Annotated in this window: 22 protein-coding genes; 4 read left to right on the forward strand and 18 right to left on the reverse strand. The window is 73.2% G+C overall.

Annotated elements, in window-relative coordinates:
* Positions 1 to 85: 85 nt before the first annotated feature.
* The 7 genes from truB to rimP form a co-directional block, all read right to left on the reverse strand.
* A complete protein-coding gene (gene truB, locus AB0A97_RS06540) occupies positions 86 to 1,069 on the reverse strand; it encodes a tRNA pseudouridine(55) synthase TruB (RefSeq protein WP_361145452.1) in 984 nt (327 codons plus the stop codon).
* Positions 1,069 to 1,515, reverse strand: coding sequence for a 30S ribosome-binding factor RbfA (rbfA, locus tag AB0A97_RS06545; protein WP_030024332.1), 447 nt, complete (start codon positions 1,513 to 1,515; stop codon positions 1,069 to 1,071). Before rbfA ends, truB begins: the two co-directional genes overlap by 1 nt.
* Before the next feature lie 55 nt (positions 1,516 to 1,570).
* The gene (locus tag AB0A97_RS06550) at positions 1,571 to 1,867 is read right to left on the reverse strand and encodes a DUF503 domain-containing protein (RefSeq protein WP_031009515.1); all 297 of its coding nucleotides are present in this window, start codon (positions 1,865 to 1,867) and stop codon (positions 1,571 to 1,573) included.
* 131 nt (positions 1,868 to 1,998) lie between these two features.
* A complete protein-coding gene (infB, locus tag AB0A97_RS06555; RefSeq protein ID WP_361145456.1) occupies positions 1,999 to 5,112 on the reverse strand; it encodes a translation initiation factor IF-2 in 3,114 nt (1,037 codons plus the stop codon).
* Between the two features lie 148 nt (positions 5,113 to 5,260).
* Entirely contained in the window at positions 5,261 to 5,572 is a 312-nt protein-coding gene (locus AB0A97_RS06560; protein ID WP_361145459.1) for a YlxR family protein, read from the reverse strand.
* A gap of 168 nt (positions 5,573 to 5,740) precedes the next feature.
* Positions 5,741 to 6,733, reverse strand: coding sequence for a transcription termination factor NusA (nusA, locus tag AB0A97_RS06565; protein ID WP_031009511.1), 993 nt, complete (start codon positions 6,731 to 6,733; stop codon positions 5,741 to 5,743).
* Between the two features lie 2 nt (positions 6,734 to 6,735).
* A complete protein-coding gene (rimP, locus tag AB0A97_RS06570) occupies positions 6,736 to 7,269 on the reverse strand; it encodes a ribosome maturation factor RimP (protein WP_361145462.1) in 534 nt (177 codons plus the stop codon).
* 118 nt (positions 7,270 to 7,387) lie between these two features.
* On the opposite strand from rimP, the gene AB0A97_RS06575 reads away from it, so the two are divergent.
* From AB0A97_RS06575 to AB0A97_RS06585, 3 genes are all read left to right on the forward strand, one after another.
* Positions 7,388 to 7,987, forward strand: coding sequence for a hypothetical protein (locus AB0A97_RS06575; protein WP_361145465.1), 600 nt, complete (start codon positions 7,388 to 7,390; stop codon positions 7,985 to 7,987).
* A gap of 76 nt (positions 7,988 to 8,063) precedes the next feature.
* Positions 8,064 to 8,585, forward strand: coding sequence for a ferritin-like domain-containing protein (locus AB0A97_RS06580; protein ID WP_361145468.1), 522 nt, complete (start codon positions 8,064 to 8,066; stop codon positions 8,583 to 8,585).
* Positions 8,586 to 8,639: 54 nt separating this feature from the next.
* The gene (locus AB0A97_RS06585; protein ID WP_361145471.1) at positions 8,640 to 9,557 is read left to right on the forward strand and encodes an aminoglycoside phosphotransferase family protein; all 918 of its coding nucleotides are present in this window, start codon (positions 8,640 to 8,642) and stop codon (positions 9,555 to 9,557) included.
* A gap of 82 nt (positions 9,558 to 9,639) precedes the next feature.
* Here the strand turns inward: AB0A97_RS06585 and AB0A97_RS06590 are convergent, their stop codons facing one another.
* The 6 genes from AB0A97_RS06590 to dxr all read right to left on the reverse strand — a co-directional run bounded on the left by AB0A97_RS06590 (position 9,640) and on the right by dxr (position 17,088).
* Entirely contained in the window at positions 9,640 to 11,340 is a 1,701-nt protein-coding gene (locus AB0A97_RS06590; protein WP_361145474.1) for a proline--tRNA ligase, read from the reverse strand.
* Positions 11,341 to 11,437: 97 nt separating this feature from the next.
* Complete coding sequence (locus AB0A97_RS06595; RefSeq protein ID WP_361145477.1) at positions 11,438 to 11,971, reverse strand: GNAT family N-acetyltransferase; 534 nt, start codon at positions 11,969 to 11,971, stop codon at positions 11,438 to 11,440.
* Positions 11,972 to 12,047: 76 nt separating this feature from the next.
* Positions 12,048 to 12,893: a GNAT family N-acetyltransferase gene (locus AB0A97_RS06600; RefSeq protein ID WP_361145480.1), complete on the reverse strand. Its 846-nt coding sequence runs from the start codon at positions 12,891 to 12,893 to the stop codon at positions 12,048 to 12,050.
* 215 nt (positions 12,894 to 13,108) lie between these two features.
* Entirely contained in the window at positions 13,109 to 14,266 is a 1,158-nt protein-coding gene (gene ispG / locus AB0A97_RS06605; protein ID WP_361145483.1) for a flavodoxin-dependent (E)-4-hydroxy-3-methylbut-2-enyl-diphosphate synthase, read from the reverse strand.
* A 252-nt stretch (positions 14,267 to 14,518) separates the two neighbouring features.
* Positions 14,519 to 15,820, reverse strand: a complete 1,302-nt coding sequence (locus AB0A97_RS06610) for a site-2 protease family protein (protein WP_361145486.1) — start codon at positions 15,818 to 15,820, stop codon at positions 14,519 to 14,521.
* Positions 15,817 to 17,088: a 1-deoxy-D-xylulose-5-phosphate reductoisomerase gene (gene dxr, locus AB0A97_RS06615; RefSeq protein WP_361145488.1), complete on the reverse strand. Its 1,272-nt coding sequence runs from the start codon at positions 17,086 to 17,088 to the stop codon at positions 15,817 to 15,819. Before dxr ends, AB0A97_RS06610 begins: the two co-directional genes overlap by 4 nt.
* A gap of 385 nt (positions 17,089 to 17,473) precedes the next feature.
* Between dxr and AB0A97_RS06620 the strand changes: the two genes are divergently transcribed.
* Positions 17,474 to 18,301: a serine protease gene (locus AB0A97_RS06620; protein WP_361145492.1), complete on the forward strand. Its 828-nt coding sequence runs from the start codon at positions 17,474 to 17,476 to the stop codon at positions 18,299 to 18,301.
* Positions 18,302 to 18,415: 114 nt separating this feature from the next.
* Here the strand turns inward: AB0A97_RS06620 and AB0A97_RS06625 are convergent, their stop codons facing one another.
* The 5 genes from AB0A97_RS06625 to AB0A97_RS06645 all read right to left on the reverse strand — a co-directional run bounded on the left by AB0A97_RS06625 (position 18,416) and on the right by AB0A97_RS06645 (position 26,318).
* Positions 18,416 to 20,338, reverse strand: coding sequence for an acyl-CoA dehydrogenase family protein (locus AB0A97_RS06625; protein ID WP_361145494.1), 1,923 nt, complete (start codon positions 20,336 to 20,338; stop codon positions 18,416 to 18,418).
* Between the two features lie 304 nt (positions 20,339 to 20,642).
* A complete protein-coding gene (locus AB0A97_RS06630; protein ID WP_361145497.1) occupies positions 20,643 to 21,329 on the reverse strand; it encodes a response regulator transcription factor in 687 nt (228 codons plus the stop codon).
* Positions 21,304 to 22,662 (reverse strand): sensor histidine kinase, encoded by a 1,359-nt coding sequence (locus tag AB0A97_RS06635; RefSeq protein ID WP_361147288.1) that lies wholly within the window; start codon positions 22,660 to 22,662, stop codon positions 21,304 to 21,306. Before AB0A97_RS06635 ends, AB0A97_RS06630 begins: the two co-directional genes overlap by 26 nt.
* 310 nt (positions 22,663 to 22,972) lie before the next feature.
* On the reverse strand, positions 22,973 to 24,418 hold the full coding sequence (locus AB0A97_RS06640) for an aldehyde dehydrogenase family protein (RefSeq protein WP_361145499.1): 1,446 nt from the start codon (positions 24,416 to 24,418) through the stop codon (positions 22,973 to 22,975).
* A 235-nt stretch (positions 24,419 to 24,653) separates the two neighbouring features.
* Entirely contained in the window at positions 24,654 to 26,318 is a 1,665-nt protein-coding gene (locus AB0A97_RS06645; RefSeq protein ID WP_361145502.1) for a PucR family transcriptional regulator, read from the reverse strand.
* Between the last annotated feature and the right edge of the window lie 236 nt (positions 26,319 to 26,554).

Below are 26,554 nucleotides of genomic sequence, written 5' to 3' on the forward strand. Positions count from 1 at the left end.
ACGGCGACGGGCGGCGCCGTCAGCACGGCACCGCCCGTCCTCCTGCTCCGCAGCCCCGGGCCTCGGCCCCGAGCCGCGGACCGCGTCACTCCGCGAAGACCGCCAGGCTCTTCGCCCGGCCGCCCTGGTTCTCCAGCAGCGCCAGGAACGTCCCGTCCGGCGCGAACGCCGCCGCGGGCCGTGCCGGTCCGTCGCCCTCCTCGTCGAACCGCGGCATCGGGATGCGCACCCCGTTGGTGAGCAGCCGCGCCTGGTCGAGGGTGACGTCCCAGCGCGGGAAGGCCGCGGCCGCCGCCTCGCCGATCGGCATGACCGGCAGACCGCCGCCCGCCTCGTCGTCCACGGCCGTCTGGAGCTGCTCCAGCGTGCGGGCCCGGTCGAGCTTGTACGGGCCCACCCGGGTGCGCCGCAGCGCGGTCAGGTGACCGCCGACGCCGAGGGCCTCCCCCAGGTCGCGGGCGAGCGCCCGGATGTACGTACCGGAGGAGCACTCCACCGAGACCAGCAGGTCGGTGACGGGCGTGCCGTCCGCCGCCTCGGCCTCCTCGACGGAGTAGACGACGAAGGAGGAGACGGTCACCGGACGGGCCGGTATCTCCACGTCCTCGCCCTTGCGCACCCGTGCGTAGGACCGCTTGCCGTCGATCTTGATGGCGCTGACCTTGGACGGCACCTGCATGATCGCGCCGGTCAGCTCCGCCACGCCCGCGTCGATCGCCGCCCGGTCCAGGCCGTGCGCGGCCTTGGACGCGGTGATCTCGCCCTCCGCGTCGTCGGTGACCGACGTCTGGCCCAGCCGGATCGTGCCGACGTACTCCTTCTCGGTCAGCGCGAGGTGCCCGAGCAGCTTCGTGGCGCGCTCGATGCCCAGCACGAGCACGCCCGTCGCCATCGGGTCCAGCGTGCCGGCGTGCCCGACGCGGCGGGTGCGGGCCATGCCGCGCATCTTGGCCACCACGTCGTGCGAGGTGAAGCCGGCCGGCTTGTCCACGATGACCAGGCCGTCCGGCGCCCCCTGCTTGGCGCGGGTGCGCTCGACACGCTTCGCGCCGGTGTTCTCGCGCTTCATTACTGCGGGGTGTCCTCGTCCTCGTCGCCCGGCTTGCGGTACGGGTCGGCCTCGCCCGCGTACGCGGCGCCCGAGGACGCCTCGCGCACCTTGGCGTCCGAGGCCCGTGCCTTGTCGAGCAGGTCCTCGATCGTCTTGGCGGTCTCCGGCAGCGCGTCCGCGACGAAGGTCAGGGTCGGCGTGAACTTCACGCCCGCCGCCTTGCCGACCTCGGAACGCAGGATGCCCTTGGCGCTCTCCAGCCCGGCGGCCGCGCCGGCCCGCTCCTCGTCGTCGCCGTAGACCGTGTAGAAGACCGTGGCCTCCCGCAGGTCGCCGGTGACCCGGGTGTCCGTGATGGTCACGTGGCTGCCGAGCCGCGGGTCCTTGATACCGCGCTGCAGCTTCTGGGCGACCACCTCCCGGATGAGGTCCGCCAGCTTCTTCGCCCGCGCATTGTCGGCCACTGGTCCGTCTCCTTCTGTGTCTTTCACCATGGTGCGTGTGGCGCCGACGACCCGCTCAGTCGTCATGGTCGCCGTGGACCCGCCGCCGTACCGACAGCAGCTCCACTTCGGGCCGTGCGGCGACCAGGCGCTCGCAGCGGTCCAGTACGTCTGTGAGGTGCCCCGTGTCCCCGGACACCACCGCGAGTCCGATGGTGGCTCTGCGGTGGAGATCCTGCTCGCCGACCTCCGCCACGCTGACCGCGTACTTGCGGTGCAGTTCGGCGACGATCGGGCGGACGACGGAGCGCTTCTCCTTCAGCGACCGTACGTCGCCGAGGAGGAGGTCGAAGGACAGCGTCCCTACGTACATGCGGTGCGGGTAAGGCCACCCGTGGGGCACTAGATGCCAGATGTACGAACTGTTCGAACCGTACAGGCAACGGCCGGGGCCGATCGACGGAATTTTCCTTCCGCCGACCGGCCCCGGGGGTGAGAACGCGATCAGCCGCGCGGCTTCTCCCGCATCTCGTACGTCGCGATGACGTCGTCGACCTTGATGTCGTTGAAGTTGCCGAGGTTGATACCGCCCTCGAAGCCTTCGCGGATCTCGGTGACGTCGTCCTTGAAGCGGCGCAGACCCTCGATGTTGAGGTTCTCCGCGATGACCTTGCCGTCGCGGACCAGGCGGGCCTTGGTGTTGCGCTTGACCTCGCCGGAACGGATGAGAACACCCGCGATGTTGCCCAGCTTGGACGACTTGAAGACCTCGCGGATCTCCGCCGTGCCGAGCTCGACCTCTTCGTACTCCGGCTTGAGCATGCCCTTGAGGGCCGCCTCGATCTCCTCGATCGCCTGGTAGATGACCGAGTAGTAGCGCACGTCCACGCCCTCGCGCTCGGCCATCTGCGTCGCGCGGCCTTCGGCGCGGACGTTGAAGCCGATCACGATCGCGTCGGAGCCGGACGCCAGGTTGATGTCGGACTCCGTGACCGCACCGACGCCGCGGTGCAGGACCCGGATGTCGACCTCTTCGCCGACGTCGAGCTGGAGCAGCGAGGACTCCAGGGCCTCGACCGAACCGGACGCGTCGCCCTTGATGATGAGGTTGAGCTGCTGGACCTCGCCGGCCTTGAGCACCTTGTCCAGGTCCTCCAGCGACACCCGGCGGGTGCGCTTGGCGAACGCGGCGTTGCGCTCACGGGCGGCGCGCTTCTCGGCGATCTGGCGGGCCGTGCGGTCCTCGTCGACGACCAGGAAGTTGTCGCCGGCACCCGGGACGTTGGTCAGACCCAGCACCAGGACGGGGGTCGAGGGACCCGCTTCCTGCACGTTCTGGCCCTTGTCGTCGAGCATCGCCCGGACCCGGCCGTACGCGTCGCCGGCCACCATCGTGTCACCGACGCGCAGCGTGCCGCGCTGGACCAGGACGGTCGCCACGGCGCCGCGGCCACGGTCGAGGTGGGCCTCGATCGCGATGCCCTGCGCGTCCTGCTCGGCGTTGGCCCGCAGGTCGAGCGAGGCGTCCGCGGTCAGGACCACGGCCTCCAGCAGCTCCTCGATGTTCAGGCCCTGGCGCGCGGAGATGTCGACGAACATCGTGTCGCCGCCGTACTCCTCTGCCACCAGGCCGTACTCGGTGAGCTGGCCGCGCACCTTGGTCGGGTCCGCGCCCTCGACGTCGATCTTGTTGACCGCGACCACGATCGGCACGTCGGCCGCCTTGGCGTGGTTCAGGGCCTCGATCGTCTGCGGCATCACACCGTCGTTGGCCGCCACCACGAGGATCGCGATGTCGGTCGACTTGGCACCACGGGCACGCATGGCGGTGAACGCCTCGTGACCCGGGGTGTCGATGAAGGTGATCCGACGCTCTTCGTCGTTGACCTCGGTCGCGACCTGGTAGGCACCGATGTGCTGGGTGATGCCGCCGGCCTCGCCCGCGATGACGTTCGTCTTGCGGATCGCGTCCAGCAGTCGCGTCTTACCGTGGTCGACGTGACCCATGACGGTCACCACCGGCGGACGCGCGACGAGCATCTCCTCGCCGCCCTCGTTCTCGCCGAAGTCGATGTCGAACGACTCCAGGAGCTCGCGGTCCTCCTCCTCCGGGGAGACGATCTCTACGACGTAGTTCATCTCCTCGCCGAGGAGATGCAGCGTCTCGTCGGAGACGGACTGCGTCGCGGTGACCATCTCACCCAGGTTCAGCATGACCTGGACGAGCGACGCCGGGTTGGCGTTGATCTTCTCGGCGAAGTCGGTCAGCGAGGCACCGCGCGACAGGCGGACCGTCGCACCGTTGCCGCGGGGCAGCATGACGCCGCCCACCGACGGGGCCTGCATGGCCTCGTACTCCTGACGCCTCTGCCGCTTCGACTTGCGACCGCGGCGCGCGGGACCGCCGGGACGGCCGAAGGCGCCCTGCGTGCCACCACGGCCACCGGGACCGCCCGGACGTCCGCCGAAGCCGGGACGACCGCCGAAGCCGCCGCCGCCACCGGGGCCGCCGCCACCGGGACGACCGGCGAAACCGCCGCCGCCACCCGGACGACCGCCACCGCCGCCACCGGGACGGCCGGCGAAGCCGCCGCCACCGGGACGACCGCCGCCGCCGGGACGACCGGCGCCACCGGGACCGCGACCGCCGCCGCCACCGGGACCCGGACGCGGGCCGGCGGCCGGGCTCTTCGGCATCATGCCGGGGTTGGGACGGTTACCGCCGCCGGGACGCGGGCCGCCCTGGCCCGCACCCTGCGGACGGGGCATGCCGCCCGGGGTCGGACGGTTGCCGCCGGGAGCCTGCGGACGGGGACCGCCCTGGCCACCCTGGCCGCCGCCCTGCGGACGCGGGCCGCCGGGGGCACCCTGGCCGCCGGGGCGCGGCGCGCCACCGGGACGGGGGGCCTGCGGACGGGCCATGCCGGTGGAGCCACCGGACGTGAAGGGGTTGTTGCCCGGACGCGGGCCGGACGGACGGTTGCCGCCGGGACGCGGGGCGCCGCCCTGGCGGTCGCCGCCGGGACGGGGCGCGTTGCCGCGGCCCTGACCACCGTCACGACCACCCTGGCCGCCCTGCTGCGGGCGGGCCGGACGCGGGCCGGGGGTGGCGCCCGGCTTGGGAGCCGGAGCCGACGGCGGGGCCTGGAACTCGGGCTGCGCGGGGGCGGCCGGAGCGGGCTTGGGCGCCGGGGCCTTGGGGCCCGGCGTGGGACGCGGACCCGGGGCCGGGGCCGACTTCGGAGCCTCGGCGGGAGCCGCCGGGGCCTGGGACTGGGGTGCCTCGGGGGCGGCCGGCGCCTCGGGGGCGGCCGGCGCCGGAGCCGCGGGGCCCGGCTTGGGGGCGCCCGGCTTCGGGGCGGCAGGACGGCCCGCCTGCGCCGGGGACGGCGCGGACGGCTTTGCAGGCGCGCTCTTGCGCGGCGCCGCGGGCTTGCCGGCGGAACGGCCGTTGCCGTTGCCCGCCTGGAAAGCGTCGGTCAGCTTTCGAACAACCGGCGCCTCGATCGTCGAGGACGCCGAACGGACGAATTCACCAAGTTCTTGGAGCTTGGCCATGACGGCCTTGCTCTCAACGCCGAACTCCTTGGCGAGTTCGTATACCCGGACCTTAGCCACTTCGCTCCTTCTAGGTCCGGGTGTCGACCGGACCGTCGCTACTTCATGGGCGTACTCATCGCGTACTCATCGAGTGCTCATCGCAATCTCGACCTACTTCCGACTCGCGAGGTACCTGACCGCACGGTTTTCCGTGCGCTGTGCTTTCTTACGGTGTTGCCTGATCAACCGGTGTAGCTTGATCAACATGCGTCCGTTCGACGAACCGGCGCAAGGCCGTCACGTCGAACGGTCCCCGGCCCCGGAAGGCCCGGGGGAAGACCCGGCGGCGGACCGCCTGGTCGAGACAGACCCGGGTCCGGTGCAGGTAAGCACCCCGGCCGGGCAGCGTACCGCGAGGATCGGGGACACACTCACCCTCGATCGCCACGATCCGCAACAGATCGTCCTTGGCCGCTCGCTCCCGGCACCCCACACAGGTGCGCTCAGGGCATACGCGGGCATGCGTCCGGCCAGACACTGCTTAAGTCTACCTCCCCGCGCCGACCTCACCCCTACGGGGTAATGCCCGAACGGTCGCTCAAAATTCCGGTGGACCGCCACCGATTTTCCGGCTGCGGCCGCACCCCGGTCCGTCCCGGGCCGTCGCCGGGCGCGGGGAGGACCCGCGTCCGGCGGCGGCTCGGGATCATTCCTGGCCCGCGCCCTGGTCGGTGTCCGGGCGGATGTCGATGCGCCAGCCGGTGAGCCGGGCGGCGAGCCGGGCGTTCTGCCCTTCCTTGCCGATGGCCAGCGAGAGCTGGTAGTCGGGCACCGTCACCCGGGCGGAGCGGGCCGCGAGGTCGACGACCTCGACCTTGCTGACCCGGGCGGGCGACAGGGCGTGCGCCACCAGCTCGGCCGGGTCGTCCGACCAGTCGACGATGTCGATCTTCTCGCCGTGCAGCTCGGCCATGACCGCGCGCACCCGGCCGCCCATCGGGCCGATGCAGGCGCCCTTGGCGTTCAGCCCGGAGCGGGTGGACCGTACGGCGATCTTGGTGCGGTGCCCCGCCTCACGGGCGATGGCGGAGATCTCCACCGAACCGTCGGCGATCTCCGGCACCTCCATGGCGAAGAGCTTCTTCACCAGGTTGGGGTGGGTGCGCGAGAGCGTCACGGACGGGCCGCGCACCCCCTTGACCACCCGGACGACGTACGAGCGCAGCCGGGTGCCGTGCGCGTACTCCTCGCCGGGGACCTGCTCCTGCGCCGGCAGGATGGCCTCCAGCTTGCCGATGTCGACCAGGACGTTCTTCGGGTCCCGGCCCTGCTGGACGACGCCCATCACGACGTCGCCCTCCCGTCCGGCGTACTCGCCGAAGGTGATCTCCTCCTCGGCGTCCCGCAGCCGCTGGAGGATGACCTGCTTGGCGGTGGTCGCCGCGATCCGGCCGAAGCCGGACGGGGTGTCGTCGAACTCACGCGGCTCGGCGCCCTCTTCGAGGTCGGCCGGGTCCTCCTTGGCCCACACCGTCACATGTCCGGTGTTGCGGTCCAGCTCCACCCGCGCGTGGCGGCGGCTTCCCTCGGTGCGGTGGTACGCGATGAGGAGGGCCGACTCGATGGCCGCGACCAGCAGGTCGAACGAGATCTCCTTCTCCCGTACCAAACCCCGCAGGGCACTCATGTCGATGTCCACGGCTACGCCTCCTCCTGGCTCTCGTCGTTCTGCTCGGCGCGGTCCGCGCGCCCCTGGTCCTGCTTGCGGTTGAACTCGATCTCCACGCGCGCCTTGGCGATCTCGGCGAAGGCGACCCGGCGGGCGGTGGGCTTGCGCCCCTTCACACCCGGCACTTCCAGGTCCAGGCCCTCGTCGTCCATGGCGGTGATGCGCGCCACCAGTTCGCCGCCCTCGTGGAGTTGGGCCCGGACGAGGCGGCCGACGGCGCGGCGGTAGTGCCGCGGCTCGGTCAGCGGGCGGTCGGCTCCGGGGGAGGTGACCTCCAGCGTGTACGGGGCGCCGCCCATCACGTCGGAGTCGTCGAGCGCCTGCGACGCCTCGCGGCTCAGCTCGGCACACTCGTCGAGCTGCACGCCGTCGTCGGAGTCGACCACGATCCTCAGCACACGCCGCTTTCCGGCCGGTGTCACCTCGATCTCTTCCAGATCCAGGTCTCGCGCGGCGACGAGCGGTTCAAGCAGTCCGCGCAGCCTCTCGCTCTGGGTGGTGCTCATCCGGGTGACTCCTCGGCCGCGTGTGCTGTTGTGGGAAGGTCGCGTGTCGGGTCAAAGCCTAGCTGTTCCGGCGGGGTACTGACGATTCGGTGGCCGGTCACGGATACGCTCGCCTGCGGTGATCACTACGGCCGCCCCCACCGAAGACCCCGGGAAGTCACACGTGCACAACGTCGCGCTCACGCGCAGGAGGACCCTGCTGGCCGGTTCCGTGCTCGGCGGGACGGCCCTGCTGCTCACCGGCTGCTCGGACGGTTCCGGGCCGGGCGGCGGCCGGCAGGACGCGGACGCGGCGGCGGACGAGCGGCTGCGCGCGCAGGCCGCGCGGGACAGCTCCGCGCTGCTCGCCCGGTACGACGCGACGCTCGCCGCCCACCCCGGGCTCGGCGAACGGCTGCGGCCGCTGCGCGCCGAAGTGGCGCGGCACGCGGCGGCGTTCGGGGTCTCCCCCGCGCCCGGCGCGCCCGGCGCCCCGTCCGCCCGGCCCGGTACGGGCGCCTCGCCCGCCGCATCCTCCCCCGGGCCGTCCGCGCCCGCCGTCCCGCCCGACGAGAAGCAGGCGCGTACGGACCTCGCGGCGGCGGAGCGCCGTACCGCGGACGCCCGCGCCACGGCCCTGGTGAGCGCGGCGCCGGAGCTGGCCAGGCTGCTGGCGTCGGTCGCGGCGGCGGGCGCGGCGCACGCGTACCTGCTCACGCTCGCGGAGGACGGCGCGTGAGGAACGCCGCAGCGACGGCCGCACGCACGACGGGACAGCGGCCGGGCCGGGGCCCGGCCACGGAAGGGGCACAGCGATGCTGACATCCAGGGCGGCGCGTACGGACGCGGCGGAGGGCGACGCGCGCGGCGCCGAGCTGCGGGCACTCCAGGCCGCGCTGGCGGCCGAGCACGCGGCCGTCTACGGCTACGGCGTGGTCGGCGGCCGGATCGGCGACGACCGGCGCAAGGAGGCGCGCGAGGGCTACGACGCGCACCGCGCGCGCCGGGACGAGCTGCGGCGCGGCGTACGGGACCTGGGCGGCACCCCGCGGGCCGCCGCGGCCGCCTACGAGCTGCCGTTCCCGGTGCCGGACGCGGCGGCCGCCGTCCGGCTGGCCGCCGAGCTGGAGGACCGGGTCGCGGCCGTGTACGCGGATCTCGTACGGGACGGCGCCGGGCCGCGGCGCCGGGACGCGGCCGGGGCGCTGCGGGAGGCCGCGGTGCGTGCGGTGCGCTGGCGCGGCAGCGGCGTAGCCTTCCCTGGGCTCGCGGAACGGACCGGGAGCGCCGGCACCCCGTCCGGCGCGGCACCCGGCGCCGCCGCGGACCGGCACTGACGACCGCCCGCACCGGGAGGTCACCGAACGTCCACCGAAAGGGACAGCACAGGCATGGCTACGGCACCCATCGAACCGCCGCGACGGCTGGTGAGCGCGCTCGGCGGCGATCCGGACGGCCCGGCCGGTGCCTGGCTGGAGGCGCTGCCCGCCCTGGTGCGACAGCGCCTGGACGCCTGGGAGTTGACGCCGGAGCGGGTGCACGAGCCGGGTGGCCGCAGCAGCCTGCTCGTGTACGTGCGGCAGGCCGACGGCACCCCGGCCGCGCTGAAGTTCCCGGCCCCCGGCCGTGCGCCGGCGCACCAGGGCGCGGCGCTGGCGCAGTGGGACGGCTGGGGCGCGGCACAACTGCTGCGCGCCGATGCGGACACCGGTGCGCTGCTCCTGGAGCGTTTGCAGGGCGCGGTGTCCCTGCGCTCGCTGCCGGAGGCGAAGGCGCTGCTGGAGGCGGCCGGCACGGTACGGCGGCTGTGGGTGTCCCCGGCCGACGGCCACCCCTTCGCGTCCCTGGCGGGCCGTACGGAGGAGGCCGTCGCCGAGCTGCGCGCCCTCGGGGCGTCGACCCCGGCCGCGGGGCCGCTGCTGGACGAGAGCCTGGAGCTGCGCCGCGCGCTGCCGGCCGAGGCCCCCGAGAGCGTCCTGCTGCACGGCGCGTTCCGGCAGGGCAAGGTGCTGGCCGGGGAACGGGCGCCGTGGCTGGCGGTCGGCCCGTCGCCGGTGGTCGGCGAGCGGGCGTACGACCTGGCCTGGCTGGTGCTGGACCGCTTCGAGGACCTGGCGGCCGGCTCCGGGGCGGCCTCGGCGGCCCGGCGCCGGGTGGCCAAGCTGGCGGACTCCCTGGACGTGGACCGCGACCGGCTGCGCAGTTGGACGCTGTACCGGGCGGTGGACTCGGGAATCCGTGAGATGACGACGACGGGCGGCGACGTGCAGCGCGGTGAGCTGCTGCTGGAGTTCGCCACCTGGCTGTAGGGGCGGCACTGCTGTGGAGACGGGCCAGGGGCCGTGCGGAACCGGCTCCCCGGTCCCGCACGGCCCCTGGCGCCGCTCCGCGTCAGGCGCTCAGCCGGGCCACGGCCTCCTCGACCGTCAGCTCCTCGCGCTCGCCCGTACGGCGGTCCTTCAGCTCGACCACGCCCTCGCCGGCGCGGCGGCCCGCGACCAGGATCTTCGGGACACCCAGCAGCTCGGCGTCGGTGAACTTCACGCCCGGCGAGACGCCCGCCCGGTCGTCCACCAGGACGCGCAGGCCCGCGGCGCCCAGCTTGTCGCCGACCTCCAGGGCCAGCTCGGTCTGCTTGGCCTTGCCCGCGGCGACCACGTGCACGTCGGCCGGGGCGATCTCGCGCGGCCAGCACAGGCCGGACTCGTCGCAGGTCTGCTCGGCGAGGGCCGCGACGGCGCGCGAGACGCCGATGCCGTACGAGCCCATCGTGACGCGCGCGGGCTTGCCGTTCTGGCCGAGCACGTCCAGCTGGAAGGCGTCCGCGTACTTGCGGCCGAGCTGGAAGATGTGGCCGATCTCGATCGCGCGGTCGATGCGAAGGCCCGCGCCGCACTGGGGGCAGGGGTCGCCCGGCTCGACCACGACGACGTCCAGGTACCGGTCCACCTCGAAGTCACGGCCCGCGACGACGTTGCGGGCGTGCTTGCCGTCCTTGTTGGCGCCGGTGATCCAGGCGGTGCCGGGGGCGACCCGCGGGTCGGCGAGGTACGTGAAGGACTTCCCGGCCAGGCCCTGCGGGCCGACGTAGCCGCGCACCAGGTCCTCGCGGCCGGTGAAGTCCTCGGCGGTGACCAGCTCGACCGTGGCCGGGGCCAGGTGCTCGCCCAGCTTGCCGAGGTCGACCTCGCGGTCGCCGGGCACGCCCACCGCGACGATCTCGCCGTCCACCTTGACCAGCAGGTTCTTCAGCGTGGCGGAGGCCGGTACGCCCAGGTGCTCGGCCAGCGTCTCGATGGTCGGGGTGTCGGGGGTGTCCAGCTCCTCGACAGGGCCGTGCCCGGTGCCGTCCACCGCCGGGACGGTGACCGTGACGGCCTCGGTGTTGGCCGCGTAGTCGCAGGCCGGGCAGTCGACGAAGGTGTCCTCGCCGGCCGCGGCGGGGGCCAGGAACTCCTCGGAGGCGGAGCCGCCCATGGCGCCGGAGACGGCGGAGACGATGCGGTAGTCCAGGCCCAGCCGCTGGAAGATCTTCTGGTACGCCTCGCGGTGCAGGCGGTACGACTCCTCCAGGCCCTCGTCGGTGGTGTCGAAGCTGTACGAGTCCTTCATCTGGAACTCGCGGCCGCGCAGCACGCCGGAGCGCGGGCGGGCCTCGTCGCGGTACTTGGTCTGGATCTGGTACAGCATCACCGGCAGGTCCTTGTAGGACGTGCACTGGTCCTTGACCATGAGGGTGAAGATCTCCTCATGGGTCGGCCCGAGGAGGTAGTCGGCGCCCTTGCGGTCCTTGAGCCGGAACAGCTGGTCGCCGTACTCCTCCCAGCGGCCGGTGGCCTCGTACGGCTCCTTGGGCAGCAGGGCGGGCAGCAGCACCTCCTGCGCGCCGATCGCGTCCATCTCCTCGCGGATGACGCGCGACACGTTCTCCAGCACCTTCTTGCCCAGCGGCAGCCAGGTCCAGATGCCGGCGGCGGTGCGGCGGACGTAGCCGGCGCGCACGAGCAGCTTGTGGCTGGCGGTCTCGGCGTCGGCCGGGTCGTCGCGCAGCGTCTTGATCATCAACCGGGACATGCGCTGGACCTGGGCCATGGTGATTCTCCTGCGTAAGAAAGGTGACTTCCGCGAGGTTATCCGGAGGGACGCGCCCCACGGAAATGGGATCCGCCCCTCGCCCGGTCCCGTCCGGTCAGCGTTTGAGGGGCAGGGGCGCGCCCATCACCGCGTACGGCAGCGGGGCGCTCGGGAAGAGCACGCGGCGGGCCAGGTCGTGGTAGCCCAGGGAGCGGTACAGGCCGCGGGCGGGGCTGTCGGTGTCGATGGCGGACAGGATGCTGCGGGGTTCGGCCGCGTCGTCGGTGATGCGGGTGATCAGTTCGCGGCCGATGCGCCGGTTCTGGAAGGCGGGCAGCACATGCAGCTCGGTGATCACGAAGGAGTCGTCGAGCCAGTGGTCCCGGTCCTGGTGGCGCAGGTACGGCTCGACGACCGTGGACCACCAGTGCGTACGGCTGTTGGGCATCCCGTAGACGAAGCCGATCAGGCGCCCGGCGGGCGTGGTGGCGCCGAGGGCGCGGGCCCCGGGGCTGGTCAGGTGCCGCAGGACGATGTGGCGGCGGACGCCGATCTCGTCGTCGGTCAGTCCGAACGCCAGTGCCTGCACGGCGAGCGCGTCGTCCACACGGACGGCGAGATCCAGGGGGCCGACCGCGACGTCATCCATGGTCGGGAGCGTACAAGGCACCGGGCCGTAAGACGATCGGCCGGCGGGCCCGGCGCGGGCGGCGGGACGCCGGTGGCTAGAACAGCACGCTCATGAAGGCGCCGGTCTCCTCGAAGCCCACCCGCCGGTACGCGGCCCGCGCCGCCGTGTTGAAGTCGTTCACGTACAGCGAGGCGATGGGCGCGATCTCGGTGAGCGCGTGGCGCAGCACGGCCGCCATGCCGGTCTCCGAGAGGCCCTTGCCGCGGTACTCGGGGGCGACCCAGACACCCTGGATCTGGCAGGCCCGCTGGGTGGCGGCGCCGATCTCGGCCTTGAAGACCACCTTGCCGTCGTCGACGCGGGCGAAGGACCGCCCGGCGCCGACCAGCTCGGCGACGCGCGCCTGGTAGAGCAGCCCGCCGTCGCCGGCCAGCGGCGAGATGCCGACCTCCTCGGTGAACATCGCCACGCACGCGGGCATGATCAGGTCCATCTCGTGCTTGCCGATGCGCCGTACGTACGGGTCGGGCTCGACCTCGGTGGCGAAGGCGGACGTGACCATCAGCGGCTGGTTCGCGCGGATCTCGCGGGCCGGGCCCCAGGCGGGCTCCAGCAGGGACCACAGCTCGGCGGTGGGCCCGGCCGGGCCGACGATGGAGGAGCAGCGCCGTCCCTGACGGCGGGCCCGCTCGGCGAAGCCGCGTACCGCTTCGGGGGTGGCGCAGACGGGGACGAGGTTGGCGCCCGCGTAGCACAGCGACTCCAGGCGGCCGTCCGCGTACCAGCCCCACATCTCGCCGCCGAGCCGCCAGGGGTCCAGCCCGGCGACCTGGACACGGGCCGCGACGAAGGCGTTGGCGACGGGGTCGCGGTCCAGTACCGCCAGTGCGGCGTCGAGCTCCCCGGGCTCCAGAACCTTGGTGGTCGTGGTCGTCAGCACGTGTCGGAAAGCCTCACCTTTACGGGCCTGGGAGGCCAGGCAACTGCAGGTCCTGGAACTTTACCTCCCCGGCGGCCGGGCAGCGGATCCGCTCCGGGTACCGCTCCTGGCGCGGTTCACGCACGAGCCCCGCCACCGGTGTGGTCCGGCGGCGGGGCTCGGGGGCGCGCTGGGCGCCAAGGGCTGTACGGGAGCGCCAGGAGCGGTGGCGGCGCTCAGCCGGCGACGGCGATGGTGGGTTCGCCGGAGGCCACGCCGTCCTTCTCCATCTGCTCGGCGATCTTCATGGCCTCTTCGATGAGAGTCTCGACGATCTTCGACTCGGGCACCGTCTTGATGACCTCGCCCTTGACGAAGATCTGGCCCTTGCCGTTGCCGGACGCCACCCCGAGGTCGGCCTCGCGGGCCTCACCGGGACCGTTGACGACGCAGCCCATGACCGCGACGCGCAGCGGCACCTCCATGCCCTCCAGGCCCGCGGTGACCTCGTCGGCGAGCTTGTAGACGTCCACCTGGGCACGGCCGCAGGACGGGCAGGAGACGATCTCCAGACGGCGCGGGCGCAGGTTCAGCGACTCCAGGATCTGCAGGCCGACCTTGACCTCCTCGGCCGGCGGGGCCGACAGGGAGACGCGGATCGTGTCGCCGATGCCCTCGCTCAGCAGCGCGCCGAAGGCCACCGCCGACTTGATGGTGCCCTGGAACGCCGGACCGGCCTCCGTCACCCCCAGGTGCAGCGGGTAGTCGCACTGCGCCGCCAGCAGCCGGTACGCGTTGACCATGACGACCGGGTCGTTGTGCTTCACCGAGATCTTGATGTCACGGAAACCGTGCTCCTCGAACAGCGAGCACTCCCACAGCGCCGACTCCACCAGCGCCTCGGGCGTCGCCTTCCCGTACTTCTGGAGCAGGCGGCGGTCGAGGGAGCCCGCGTTCACACCGATCCGGATCGGGGTGCCCGCGTCGGAGGCCGCCTTGGCGATCTCCTTGACCTTGTCGTCGAACTGCTTGATGTTGCCGGGGTTGACCCGGACCGCGGCGCAGCCGGCGTCGATCGCGGCGAACACGTACTTCGGCTGGAAGTGGATGTCGGCGATGACCGGGATCTGCGACTTGCGGGCGATGACCGGCAGCGCGTCGGCGTCGTCCTGGGTCGGGCAGGCGACCCGGACGATCTGGCAGCCGGACGCGGTCAGCTCGGCGATCTGCTGGAGCGTGGCGCCGATGTCGGAGGTGCGTGTGGTCGTCATCGACTGCACCGAGACCGGTGCGTCCCCGCCCACGGCGACCGGTCCGACCTGGATCTTGCGGCTGACCCGGCGGTCGGCCAGCTTGGTCGGTACGTCCGGCATTCCCAGTGAAATGGCAGTCATCTGGCGAGCAACCCCAAGGTGTGGATCTAGGTCCCGAGATCGGCGGGCTCCGGCCTTCGAGATTACGGCACGAGGGTTGCCGTGGGCACATCGATCCCCTCCTGCCCCCCGTTGGGGGGCGGAGGAGCACCCATGTGCGCGGTTTGGGCGCCCGGGGCGCGGGTCACCGGTATGTCGCCGGCCTGGCGTCCGCTCGCCCTCGATCGCCGGACGGGCTCCTTCTTGCCCGGTGCCCCCGCGGCGCCCAGGTACCTACGTCAGCTTCACCGGATTCACCACGTCCGCCACCAGCACCAGCAGCGTGAAGCAGATGAAGATCCCGGCGACCACGTAGGCCACCGGCATGAGCTTGGCCACGTCGAACGGGCCCGGGTCGGGGCGGCGGAAGACGCGGGCGAAGGCCCGGCGGACCGACTCCCACAGGGCGCCCGCGATGTGTCCGCCGTCCAGGGGCAGCAGCGGGAGCATGTTGAACAGGAAGAGCGACAGGTTGAATCCGGCGACCAGGAAGAGCATGGTCGCCACCCGCTGCTCCGGCGGGATGTCCAGCGAGAACACCTCGCCGCCGACCCGGGCCGCGCCGACCACGCCCATCGGGGAGTCCTGCTTGCGCTCACCGCCGTTGAAGGCGGCGTCCCACAGGTCGGGGACCTTGGCGGGCAGGTGGACCAGCGACTGGACGCCCTGTTCGACCATGCTGCCCATGCGGTCCACGGACTGGCCGAAGGACTGCGGGACGATGCCGGTGGCCGGGGTGAAGCCGAGGAAGCCCGCGGTGACGTACTCGCCCGGCACGTACGCGCCGTTGCCGTCGGTCTTGGCGACCTTGTTCTCGATCAGGTTCGCGTGCAGCTGCTGCCGCTTGCCGTCCCGCTCGACGGTGATGGTCGCCGGGCCCGTGGTGTCCCGGATGCTCTGCTGGAGGGTGGCCCAGTCCGGTACCGGCTTGCCGTCGAAGTCGACGATCTTGTCACCCGCGCGCAGGCCCGCGGCCTTGGCCGGGGAGTCCTTGGCGCCCGCGGTGCACTTGTCGGTCTTGGCGGAGGCCGCTATCACGCAGTCCGAGACCGAGCCGACCTGGGTGGTCTGGGTGTTGATCCCGAATCCCATCAGCACGCTCATGAAGATCACGACGGCGAGGATCAGGTTCATGAACGGCCCGGCGAACATCACGATGACGCGCTTCCAGGGCTTGCGCGTGTAGAACAGCCGCTTCTCGTCGCCCGGCTGCAGCTCCTCGAAGGCCGCCGACCTGGCGTCCTCGATCATGCCGCGCCAGGGCGAGGTGGACCGGGCGCTTATGGCGCCGTCCTCCCCCGGCGGGAACATCCCGATCATGCGGATGTAGCCGCCGAGCGGTATGGCCTTGATGCCGTACTCGGTGTCGCCCTTGCGGCGCGAGAAGAGCGTCGGCCCGAAGCCCACCATGTACTGCGGCACCCGGATGCCGAACATCTTGGCCGTGGACAGGTGTCCGAGCTCGTGCCAGGCGATCGAGAAGAGCAGGCCGACGACGAAGACGACTATGCCCAGAACGGTCATCCATGTCGTCATGCGCGAGCCTCCGATGTCGTACGGGCCGCTCGGGCGGCCAGCTCACGGGCGCGGGCGCGCGCCCAGGTTTCCGCCTGCAAGACGTCCGCGACCGTCAGGGAGGTTCCCCTGGCCGGCGTACCGTGCTCCGCGACCACCTCGGCGACCGTATCGACAATTCCTGTGAACGGCAGCCCGCCCTGCAAGAACGCGTCGACGCATTCCTCGTTGGCGGCGTTGAAGACGGCGGGCGCGGTGCCGCCCAGATCGCCGACGTGGCAGGCCAGCGGCACGGACGGGAAGGCCTCGGTGTCCAGCGGCAGGAAGTCCCACCGGTGGGCCCTGGTCCAGTCGATGCCGGGAGCGGCGTCCGGCACCCGGTCCGGCCAGCCGATGCCGAGCGCGATCGGCATCCGCATGTCGGGCGGGCTGGCCTGGGCCAGGGTGGAGCCGTCGGTGAACTCCACCATCGAGTGGATGTAGGACTGCGGATGGACGACGACCTCGATCCGGTCGAACGGCACGTCGTACAGCAGGTGTGCCTCGATGACCTCCAGCCCCTTGTTGACCAGGGTCGCGGAGTTGATCGTGATGACCGGGCCCATCGCCCAGGTGGGGTGGGCGAGCGCCTGCTCCGGCGTGACGGACGCCAGCTCCTGCTTCGTACGGCCCCGGAAGGGCCCGCCGGAGGCGGTGACGACCAGCTTGCGCACCTCCTTGCGGGGGCCGCCCAGCAGGCCCTGGAAGAGGGCGGAGTGCTCGGAGTCGACGGGCACGATCTGGCCGGGGCGCGCCGCGGCCTTGACCAGCGGGCCGCCGACGATCAGCGACTCCTTGTTGGCGAGCGCCAGCGCGCGGCCCGCCTCCAGGGCGGCGAGGGTGGGCGCGAGGCCGATGGAGCCGGTGATGCCGTTGAGCACGGTGTGGCAGGGGGACGCGGCCAGCTCGGCGGCCGCGTCGGGCCCGGCGACGATCTCCGGCAGCGGCTCCCCCGCCCCGTACCGCTCGGACAGCGCCTCGCGCAGGGCCGGCACCACGTCCTCGCGGGACACCGCCACCGTACGGACCCGCAGCAGATGCGCCTGCTCGGCCAGCAGCGCCACCCGGCCGCCGGCCGCGGACAACGCGGTCACCCGGAAGCGGTCGGGGTTGCGCAGCACCAGGTCGACGGCCTGGGTGCCGATCGAACCGGTCGAACCGAGGATCACGATGTCACGCGGCCCGTCGCCGCCGCCGGTGAGCGGGGCGGGGGTGAAGCGCAGATGCGGGTCAGCGAGGGTGTCCGTCATGGGGACCATTGTCGCCGGTCCGGGCGGTGCGGTGAGCCGCAGGGGACCGTCGGCGGCGCGTGCGACCGTACGGACACGGCACGGACGACGCCCCCGGCGGCGTACCGGCCGCCGGACAGCGGCCCCGCCGAGGCGGCGGAGCGCTGGGCGGCGCTGCTCCGTCCGGCGGTACGCCTGGCGCGGACGGGTCGTCGTGCGGACGGACGCGGCACGTGTCGACCTGGGCTTTCCCTGGGGGCCTGGGGGCCTGGGGGTTCCTGGGGTTTTCCCCACCCCGGACGGGCCACCTGGCCGAACCCCGGACAGGCCCGCTGACCGGATGGACCGGTTCCGCTCGACGGCGGAGGCTGAACAGGCCGCAAACGCTCGTCCGATCGGAGAACCAGTGTTCAGCCTGAAGTCCTCGCGCCGTACGGTGGCGCGCACCACCGCGGTGGCCCTGACGGGCGCGGCGTGCGCCGCCATGCTGTCCGGCAGCGCCGAAGCCGTCGTCAACGGCAGGGACGCGACGCAGCGTTACCCGTTCATGGTGTCGGTCCCGGTGACGGGTGTGGACGACCCCACCTTCAAGGGTGTCTGCGGAGGGTCGTTGATCGACTCGAAGTGGGTGCTCACCGCGGCGCACTGCGTGGACCCGACGCTCGTCACCCTGGACGGCACCGTCCGGATCGGCAGTGGAGGGAAGAAGTCCGGGGGCACGGTCCGGTCCGTCGCGAAGACGGTGTCCCACCCGGGCTACGAGAACGGCGAGAACGTCGTCGCCAACCGCGACGACATCGCTCTGATCCGTCTGGACCGCCCGGTCTCCGAGAAGCCCGTCCGCATCGCCGGCAAGCCGGGGCGGCCCGGCACGCCGACCCGGATTCTGGGCTTCGGCACCGTCGACGACACCGCCTCCGACCCCGCCAAGGGCGTCTTCCCCGACCGGCTCCAGGAGCTCGACACGCGCAGGGGAGCCGTCTCCGAGTGCGCACCGGGCTACGCGGGCAGCACCCGCCTGTGCACGATCAGCCGGCTGCCGAAGGCCATGGCGTGCCACGGCGACTCGGGCGGCCCCCAGCTCCGGCGGGACCGGAAGGGACGCTGGGAACTCATCGGTGTCACGTCGGGCCCGGGCGCCCCGGGCGTGCGGTGCAGCGAGGGCCCGGGGCTCTACACCAGCGCGCCCGCCTACGCGGGCTGGATCCGCCAGGCGATGCACCGCAACGGCTGACCGCGGCCCACGTCCCGCCCCGGGATCGGCCGCGCGGAACGTCGCGGCGGCGCGCTTCACCTGGAGGTGCCTCCCGTTCCTCCGGGAGCCCGGGTGAAGCGCGCCCCGCCCGGGTCAGCGGATCGGCCGGTGCACGTTCTCCTTCGTCGTCGGTCCGGGGGTCGCGTCGGCGATCCACGGGCCGTCGCCGCTCGGGTCCACGACGCCTTCCTCCAGCCAGGCGTAGGTGCCGGTCAGTACGCCGGAGACGACCTTGCGGTCCAGGTCGTCGGTGTTGGTCCACAGCCGGCCGAAGAGTTCGTCGACGCGGATGCGGGCCTGCCGGCAGAACGCGTCGGCGAGCTGGCGCGCCTCGCGGCCGTGGTCGTCGGTGGCGCGCAGGTGCTCGGCCCGTACGACGGCGGCGCTCATGGCGAAGAGTTCGGCGCCGATGTCGACGATCCGCCCGAGGAAGCCCTGCTTGGTCTCCATCCGGCCCTGCCAGCGGGACATGGCGTAGAAGGTGGACCTGGCCAGCTTGCGGGAGGCGCGTTCCACGTACCGCAGATGCCCGGCGAGGTCGCCGAACTCGGCGTAGGTACGCGGCAGTTGGCCGGGGCCCGCGACCAGCTTGGGCAGCCAGCGGGCGTAGAACGTGCCGGCCTTGGCCGCGGCCCTGCCCTTGTCGCCCAGGGACTTGTCGGGGTCGATGAGGTCACCGGCCACGGACAGGTGCGCGTCCACCGCCTCGCGCGCGATCAGCAGGTGCATGATCTCGGTGGAGCCCTCGAAGATCCGGTTGATGCGCAGATCGCGCAGGATCTGCTCGGCGGGCACGGCGCGCTCCCCGCGGGCGGCGAGCGAGGCGGCGGTCTCGAAGCCGCGGCCGCCGCGGATCTGGACGAGTTCGTCGGCCATCAGGCAGCCCATCTCGGAGCCGTACAGCTTGGCCAGCGCGGCCTCGATGCGGATGTCGTTGCGGTCCTCGTCGGCCATCTGGGAGGCGAGGTCGACGACGGCCTCCAGGGCGAAGGTGGTGGCCGCGATGAAGGAGATCTTGGAGCCGACCGCTTCGTGCCTCGCGATCGGCTTGCCCCACTGCTCGCGGGCGGCCGACCACTCGCGGGCGATCTTCAGACACCACTTGCCGGCGCCCACGCACATGGCGGGCAGCGAGAGGCGGCCGGTGTTGAGCGTGGTCAGCGCGATCTTCAGGCCGGCGCCCTCGGGCCCTATGCGGTTCGCGGCGGGCACCCGTACGCGGTGGAAGCGGGTGACGCCGTTCTCGATGCCGCGCAGACCCATGAAGGCGTTGCGGTGCTCGACCGTGACGCCCTCGGCGGCGGCCTCGACGACGAAGGCGGTGATGCCGCCCTTGTGGCCCTCGCTCTTCGGGACGCGCGCCATGACGACCAGGAGGTCGGCGACGACGCCGTTGGTGGTCCACAGCTTCACGCCGTCCAGGACGTAGTCTCCCCTCTCGTCCGGCACGGCGGTGGTCGCCAGCCGGGCCGGGTCGGAGCCCACGTCCGGCTCGGTGAGCAGGAACGCCGTGATGTCCGTACGGGCGCAGCGCGGCAGGAAGACATCCTTCTGCTCCTGGGTGCCGAACTGTTTCAGCGGCTGTGGTACGCCGATCGACTGGTGCGCGGAGAGCAGCGCGCCGATGGCCGGGCTGGCGGAGCCGACGAGGGCGAGCGCCTTGTTGTAGTAGACCTGGGTGAGGCCCAGGCCGCCGTACTTCGTGTCGATCTTCATGCCGAGCGCGCCGATCTCCTTGAGACCGTCGATGGTCTCGTCCGGGATCTGCGCCTCGCGTTCGATCCGGGCGCCGTCGATCTTCGTCTCGCAGAAGTCGCGGAGCTTGGCGAGGAACTCCTCACCGCGCTGGGCGTCCTCGTCGGCGGGGGTGGGGTGCGGATGGATGAGGTCGAGCCGGAAGCGGCCCAGGAACAGTTCCTTGGCGAAGCTGGGCTTGCGCCAGTCCTGCTCCCGGGCGGCCTCGGCGACCTGCCGGGCCTCGCGCTCGGACACATTGCGGGTGGATGGAGCGGTCATGAGGGGCTCACCTCGCCGCGGAGTCGGGTCTCGGAGTGGGTCGGCGGTCCGCCGGGGACCGTGCGGTCGGCCGGCACGGAATCCGGCGTTCCGTACGGTGCCGCGCCGTGCGGGCAGGCGTACGGTGTCCCGCGGCCGTCCGGCTACCGGTCAGTGCTACTTGTGAGTCTGTACCCGTTCCGTTCGACTTGCACCAGGGTTCGCGGCACCGACGGGGGCGGACGGGTGAGCGCCGCCGTCCGGATTGCGCCCCTCCGGGGGCAGGCGGGGCGGGAGAGGGCCGGTGTCCGCGGTGTCCCGGTCTTCAGCGGGTGCCCGGCGTGACCAGCCCCGTCTCGTACGCCAGCACCACCGCCTGGGCCCGGCTGCAGAGCCCCAGCTTGGCCATCGTCCGGTTCAGATGGGTCTTCACGGTGGCCTCGCTGATCACCAGGCGGGCCGCGATCTCCGGGTTGGACAGGCCCTTGGCGGTGTGCCGCAGCACCTCCCGTTCACGGGCGGTGAGCGCCTGGAGGGACTCCGGCCCGTCGGCGGCCTCCGGGGTGGGCTCGTCCAGCCGCTGGGCGTACGCCTCGACCAGCCTGCGGGTCACGCTCGGCGCGAAGAGCATGTCGCCGCCCGCGACGGTGGCGATGGCCGAGAGCAGCCGCTGCGGCGGCGTGTCCTTGAGGAGGAAGCCGCTGGCTCCGGCGCGCAGCGCGGCGTAGACGTACTCGTCCAGGTCGAAGGTGGTGAGCACCACGACGCGCGGGGCCGGCCCGCCGGACTCGGCCGCGGCCCGCAGGATGCGTTCGGTGGCCGTGATGCCGCTGACCCCGGGCATCCGGATGTCCATGAGGATCACGTCGGGACGGTGGTCGGCGGCCAGCCGGACCGCCTCCTCGCCGTCCGACGCCTCGCCGACCACCTCGACGTCGGGCGCGGCCCGCAGCAGGGCGGCGACACCGGCCCGGATGAGGACCTGGTCATCGGCCACCAGCACCCTGATCATGCTCTGTCGTCCCTTTCCGCGGCGGCGCCGGGCCCGCCGCGGGATGGACGGGCAGGGTGAGCAGCACCTGGAAGCCGCCGCCCGGAACAGGACCGGCGCGCAGACTGCCGCCGTAAATCCTGGCCCGCTCGCGCATCCCTATCAACCCGTGTCCGGTGGAGAGATGGCCGGATGCCGACGGTGCCGGTGGTGGGGCCGCGGCTCCGCTCGGCGGGACGTGCGGCACAGGAGAGCCGGAAGCGCCGGGTGTGCTGCCGTCGTCGCGCACCTCGACCGTGAGGCGGTCGGCACCGTGGTCGATCCGCACGTCGACACGGGCGGCCCCGGCGTGCTTGAGGGCGTTGGTCAGAGCCTCCTGGACGACGCGGTAGGCGCACTGTTCCAGCCCCGGCGGGTACGGCCGCCGCTCCCCCGTCGTGCGCAGGGCGACCGGCAGTCCGGCGGCCCGCACCCGGGCGACGACCGCGCCGATCCGGTCGAGGCCGGGCGCCGGTTCGTAGGCGTCGGCCGGCTCGCCTCCGCCCGTCTCCCGGCGGTCCGCGGCGGCCGGCCCGCCCGCCATCTCCCGCGGGTCCACCCGGAGTACGGCGAGCAGCCGCCGCATCTCCTCCAGGGCCTCGCCGCTCGTCCCGGCGATGGTGCCCAGGGCGCGGCGGGCGGTGTCCGGGTCGGAGGTGAAGACGTACCCGGCCAGTCCGGCCTGCACGGAGATCACGGACATGTGGTGGGCGACCACGTCGTGCAGTTCGCGGGCGATGCGCACCCGTTCCTCGGCGACCGCGCGCCGGGCGTTCTCCTCCTGCTCGCGGCGGAGCTGTCCGGCCATCTCGGCGAGGCGGACGTTGCGTTCGGCGGAGGTGCGGGCGACGTTGCCGAACCAGCACAGGATCACCGGGTACAGGACGCTCTGGCCGAGCGTGGTGGCCCACGAGCTCTCCTCGCCCGTCAGGCCGGCGAAGTTCCAGAGCACGGCCAGCAGGACCGAGCAGCCGGCCGCGACGCGCGGCGGGCGGTGGGCGGCGACGGTGTAGAGGGCCATCAGGCCGGCGAGGCTGTTGACGACCGGCCAGTAGTCCAGCGCGATGTAGCCGGCCCACAGCAGGAAGACGGTCAGGCACACGGTGGCGGGGGCCTGCCTGCGGGCCACGACCAGCAGGTTGATCAGGCAGGTCAGCGCGGAGCCGAGGCCGTCCAGGCGCTCCCAGCCGGCGGGCACGTTGTCGTGGCCGAGCAGCAGCGAGACGGTCGCGAAGCCCGCCGCGATGCCCGCGTCGAGGGTCAGCGGCGGCACCCTCCGTACCCGCCGTCGCACCTCCCCGGCCACCCCGCGCATGCGCACGCCCGCAGCGTAACCCGGCGTGTACGGCGCGTCGTCGGCCCGGAGGAGGCCGTGCGGGTACCGCGGAAGTCGTACGTCCGGGCCGCCGGTACCGCGGAAGTCACATCCGGTTTTCCACCTGTGACGGGACGCCCCGGCGCGCGGCGGGCGCGTACGGTCGCCGTACCACCACAAGAGTGCGGGGGCACGGGGGAAGAACAGCACCGCCGCACGGGGGAACGGGGGAGGCAACGCGCTCCGGGACAGGGTGCCGGAGCGCGTTGCTCGTCGGTCCGGCCGGTACGTCCGTACCGGCGGCCGGGTCCTACAGGTCCAGACCGGTCAGCACGAGCACCCGCTCGTAGGTGTAGTCCTCCATCGCGAAGCGCACGCCCTCGCGGCCCACACCGGACTGCTTGACGCCGCCGTACGGCATCTGGTCCGCGCGGTAGGACGGCACGTCGCCGACGATCACACCGCCGACCTCCAGCGCCCGGTGCGCCCGGAACGCGGTCTGCACGTCGTGTGTGAACACACCCGCCTGGAGGCCGTACTTGGAGTTGTTGACGGCAGCGAACGCCGCCTCCTCGCCGTCCACCTTCGTCAGGCTCAGGACCGGGCCGAAGACCTCCTCGCAGGCGAGGGTCGCGCCGGCGGGCACGTCCTCCAGCACGGTCGGCGCGTACGAGGCGCCGTCCCGCTTGCCGCCCGCGAGCAGCTTCGCGCCCGCGCCGACGGCCTCGTCCACCCACGCCTCGACGCGCTTGGCGGCGTCCTCGCTGACCAGCGGGCCGACCTCGGTCGCGTCGTCCGAGGGGTCGCCGGTGACCTGTGCGTTGACCGCGGCGACGATCTTCGGGACCAGCCGGTCGTAGACCGACGCGTCGGCGATCACCCGCTGCACGGAGATGCAGGACTGGCCGCCCTGGTAGTTGGAGAAGGTCGCGATGCGCTGCGCCGCCCAGTCCAGGTCCGCCTCGGAGGCGTAGTCCGCCAGCACCACGGCCGCGCCGTTGCCGCCCAGTTCGAGGGTGCAGTGCTTGCGCGGCACCGAGTCCATGATCGCGTAGCCGACCTGCTCGGAACCGGTGAAGGAGATCACCGGCAGCCGCTCGTCCCGCACCAGCGCCGGCATCCGGTCGTTGGTCACCGGCAGGATCGACCAGGAGCCGGCCGGCAGGTCGGTCTCGGCCAGCAGCTCGCCGAGGATCAGGCCGGACAGCGGGGTGGCCGGGGCCGGCTTGAGGATGATCGGCACGCCCGCCGCGATCGCCGGGGCGATCTTGTGGGCGCAGAGGTTGAGCGGGAAGTTGAAGGGCGCGATGCCCAGCACCGTGCCGCGCGGGAAGCGGCGGGTCAGGGCGAGCCGGCCGGCGCCGCCCGCGTCGGTGTCCAGACGCTGTGCCTCGCCGCCGTTGAAGCGGCGGGCCTCCTCGGCCGCGAACCGGAAGACCGACACGGCGCGGCCCAGTTCGCCGCGGGCCCACTTCATGGGCTTGCCGTTCTCGGCGGAGATCAGCCGGGCGATCTCCTCGGTGCGCTCCACCAGACGCCGCTGTACGTGGTCCAGTGCCGCGGCCCGCACATGGGCGGGGGTGGCGGCGAACGCTTCCTGCACGGCGACGGAGGCCGCGACGGCCTCCTCGGTCTGGGCCTCGGTGGGAACGCTCACCGTGCCGACGAGACGGCCGTCCCAGGGGGAGGTGACGTCGAAGGTGTCCTCGCCGGTGGCCTGGCGACCGGCGAGCCAAAAGGCGGTGGGAGAAGTCACAGGGGTCCCGGCCCTTCCGAAGTGGGGGTGGTACGGACGGCCCTCTCGGGCCTGGGTCCACCGTAGGGGCGGGGTGCGTCCGCGGCGTTTGTCCGGCGCGGAGTAGTCGTACGGCGCGGCCCGCCGCATTGGCGTACGCGGGCGGGGCGCGGGCCACCGCGACCGGTCCGCCGCCTCGGTATACGGGAGCGGGGCGCGGCCCGCCACGACCGGACCGCCTCTTCTCCCCGGCCCGCTACGCCTGCCGCTCCCCGGAGCCGCCCCCGTACGGGTCCGCGACCGCCGCCGTCGCCTTCAGCGCCAGCCACAGCTCCATCCGTACGTCCGGGTCGTCCAGCGAGCGGCCGAGGATCTCCTCCACCCGCCGCATCCGGTAGCGCAGGGTGTGCCGGTGCACGCCCAGGTCGGCGGCGGCCGCGTCCCACTGGCCGTGCCGGGACAGCCAGGCGTGCAGGGAGGCGACGAGGTCCCCGCGGCCGGTGGCGTCGTGCTCGCGCAGGGCGCGCAACAGGCCGTCGGCGAAGGCCCGTACGGCGTCGTCGGCCAGCAGCGGAAGCACCGAACCGGCCGCCACGTCCTCGTGCTCGACGAGCACCCGGCCGCGGCGGCGGGCGACCGACAGGGCCTGTCCGGCCTGGCGGTAGGCGTGCGCGGCGTCCCGCGGACCGGACGGCGCGGACAGGCCGACGGCCAGTTGCGCCCCGGACCGCCCCGCCTCCGCCCGTGCCGTGCGGCCGCGCGGCAGCGGCTGCCCGCCGTACCGGGCCTCGGTCGCGACCGCGTGCTCCGCGCACGCCTCGACGGCGGCCCCTCCGTCGGCGGCCAGCACGACCAGCCGGGCACCCTCCGGTACGGCCAGCACCGCCTCGCCGGTACGGGCGGCCGCCGACTCCATGGCGTCGGCGAGCGCGTCCAGGGCGGACGGCGCGTCGCCGGACTCCGCGCCGTCGGCGGCGACCGGCTCCGCGACCACCACCCGGAAGGGCGCGTCCAGGAGCCCGCCGTAGAGCCGGCCCGCGACCGCCCGCGCGTGGTCCGGCTCGCCGGCCAGCAGCATCCGCAGCACCGCCGCGCCGAGCCGCTGCTCGGCCTCCTGGAGGGCGCGGGAGCGCTCGGTGGTCAGGGTCAGGAGGGCGACGGCGGAGTGCACGGCGAAGCGTTCGGCGGTGCCCAGCGGCGCGCCCGTGCCGACCGCGAGGACGCCGCGGGCGCGGCGGCCGGTGCCCAGGGACTGGAGCTCGACGCGGTCGTCGCCCTCGGCGTCGCTGACGACGGAGCTGGCGGGGGCCGGGCGCTCGCGCAGCCGCCCCGCGTCGCCGCCGAGGCGGGCGGCGCGGCGGGCGGCCCAGTCGGGGGCCGCGGCGACCACCGAGCCGGACGCGTCGTACAGCGCGGCCCAGCCCTTGAGGTGCGCGGCGAGCCGGGCCAGCAGCTCGGCCGGGCCCTCGGTGCCGAGGGCCGCCCGGGTCAGCTCGCGCTGCGCCTCGAAGCCCTCGGTCACGGCGCGGTACTGGTCGGCGGCGACCGCGGCGGATACGGCCTTGCTGATGGCGATGAACGGGGTGCTGCGGGGCACGCCCAGCAGCGGCAGCTCCGCCTCGGCGGCGGCGGTGACCAGCGCCTGCGGCACGTCCGCGTAGTTGACGCCGACCGCGAAGCCGAGCCCGACGACACCGGCGCCCGCGACGCGCCGCACGTACCGGCGGGTCTCCTCCGGGTCCTCGGCGTCCAGCTTGAGGGCGGTGATGAGCAGCAGCTCGCCGCCTTCCATGTACGGCACCGGGTCGATCAGCTCACTGGCGTGCGCCCAGCGCACCGGGGTGTCCAGCCGGTCCTCGCCCGCGAGCACCGTCAGCTTGAGCGCGGAGTGGTGGGCCAGGGAGGCGAGGGTGTGCGGCATGGGACCTTCGGGGCGTCGGTGGGCGTGCTGGCGGCGGTCGGTTCTTCGCCGTCCCGTATGAACGGTCGCTGCCGATTCTGCCTCAGTGGTGGGGTGCGGGGGTGCGAGCGTCCGGAGATGCAGCCGTACGGGTGGGGCGGCCCGGGGCGGGGCGCGACCGCCCGGGCCGGGCCGGACCCGGGAATAACCGGTGGACGCGCCCGGCCCTGCCGTGAGCTCATCGGCACCGACCGATA

It is taken from the genome of Streptomyces sp. NPDC045470 (assembly GCF_040646595.1).
Classification (GTDB): domain Bacteria; phylum Actinomycetota; class Actinomycetes; order Streptomycetales; family Streptomycetaceae; genus Streptomyces.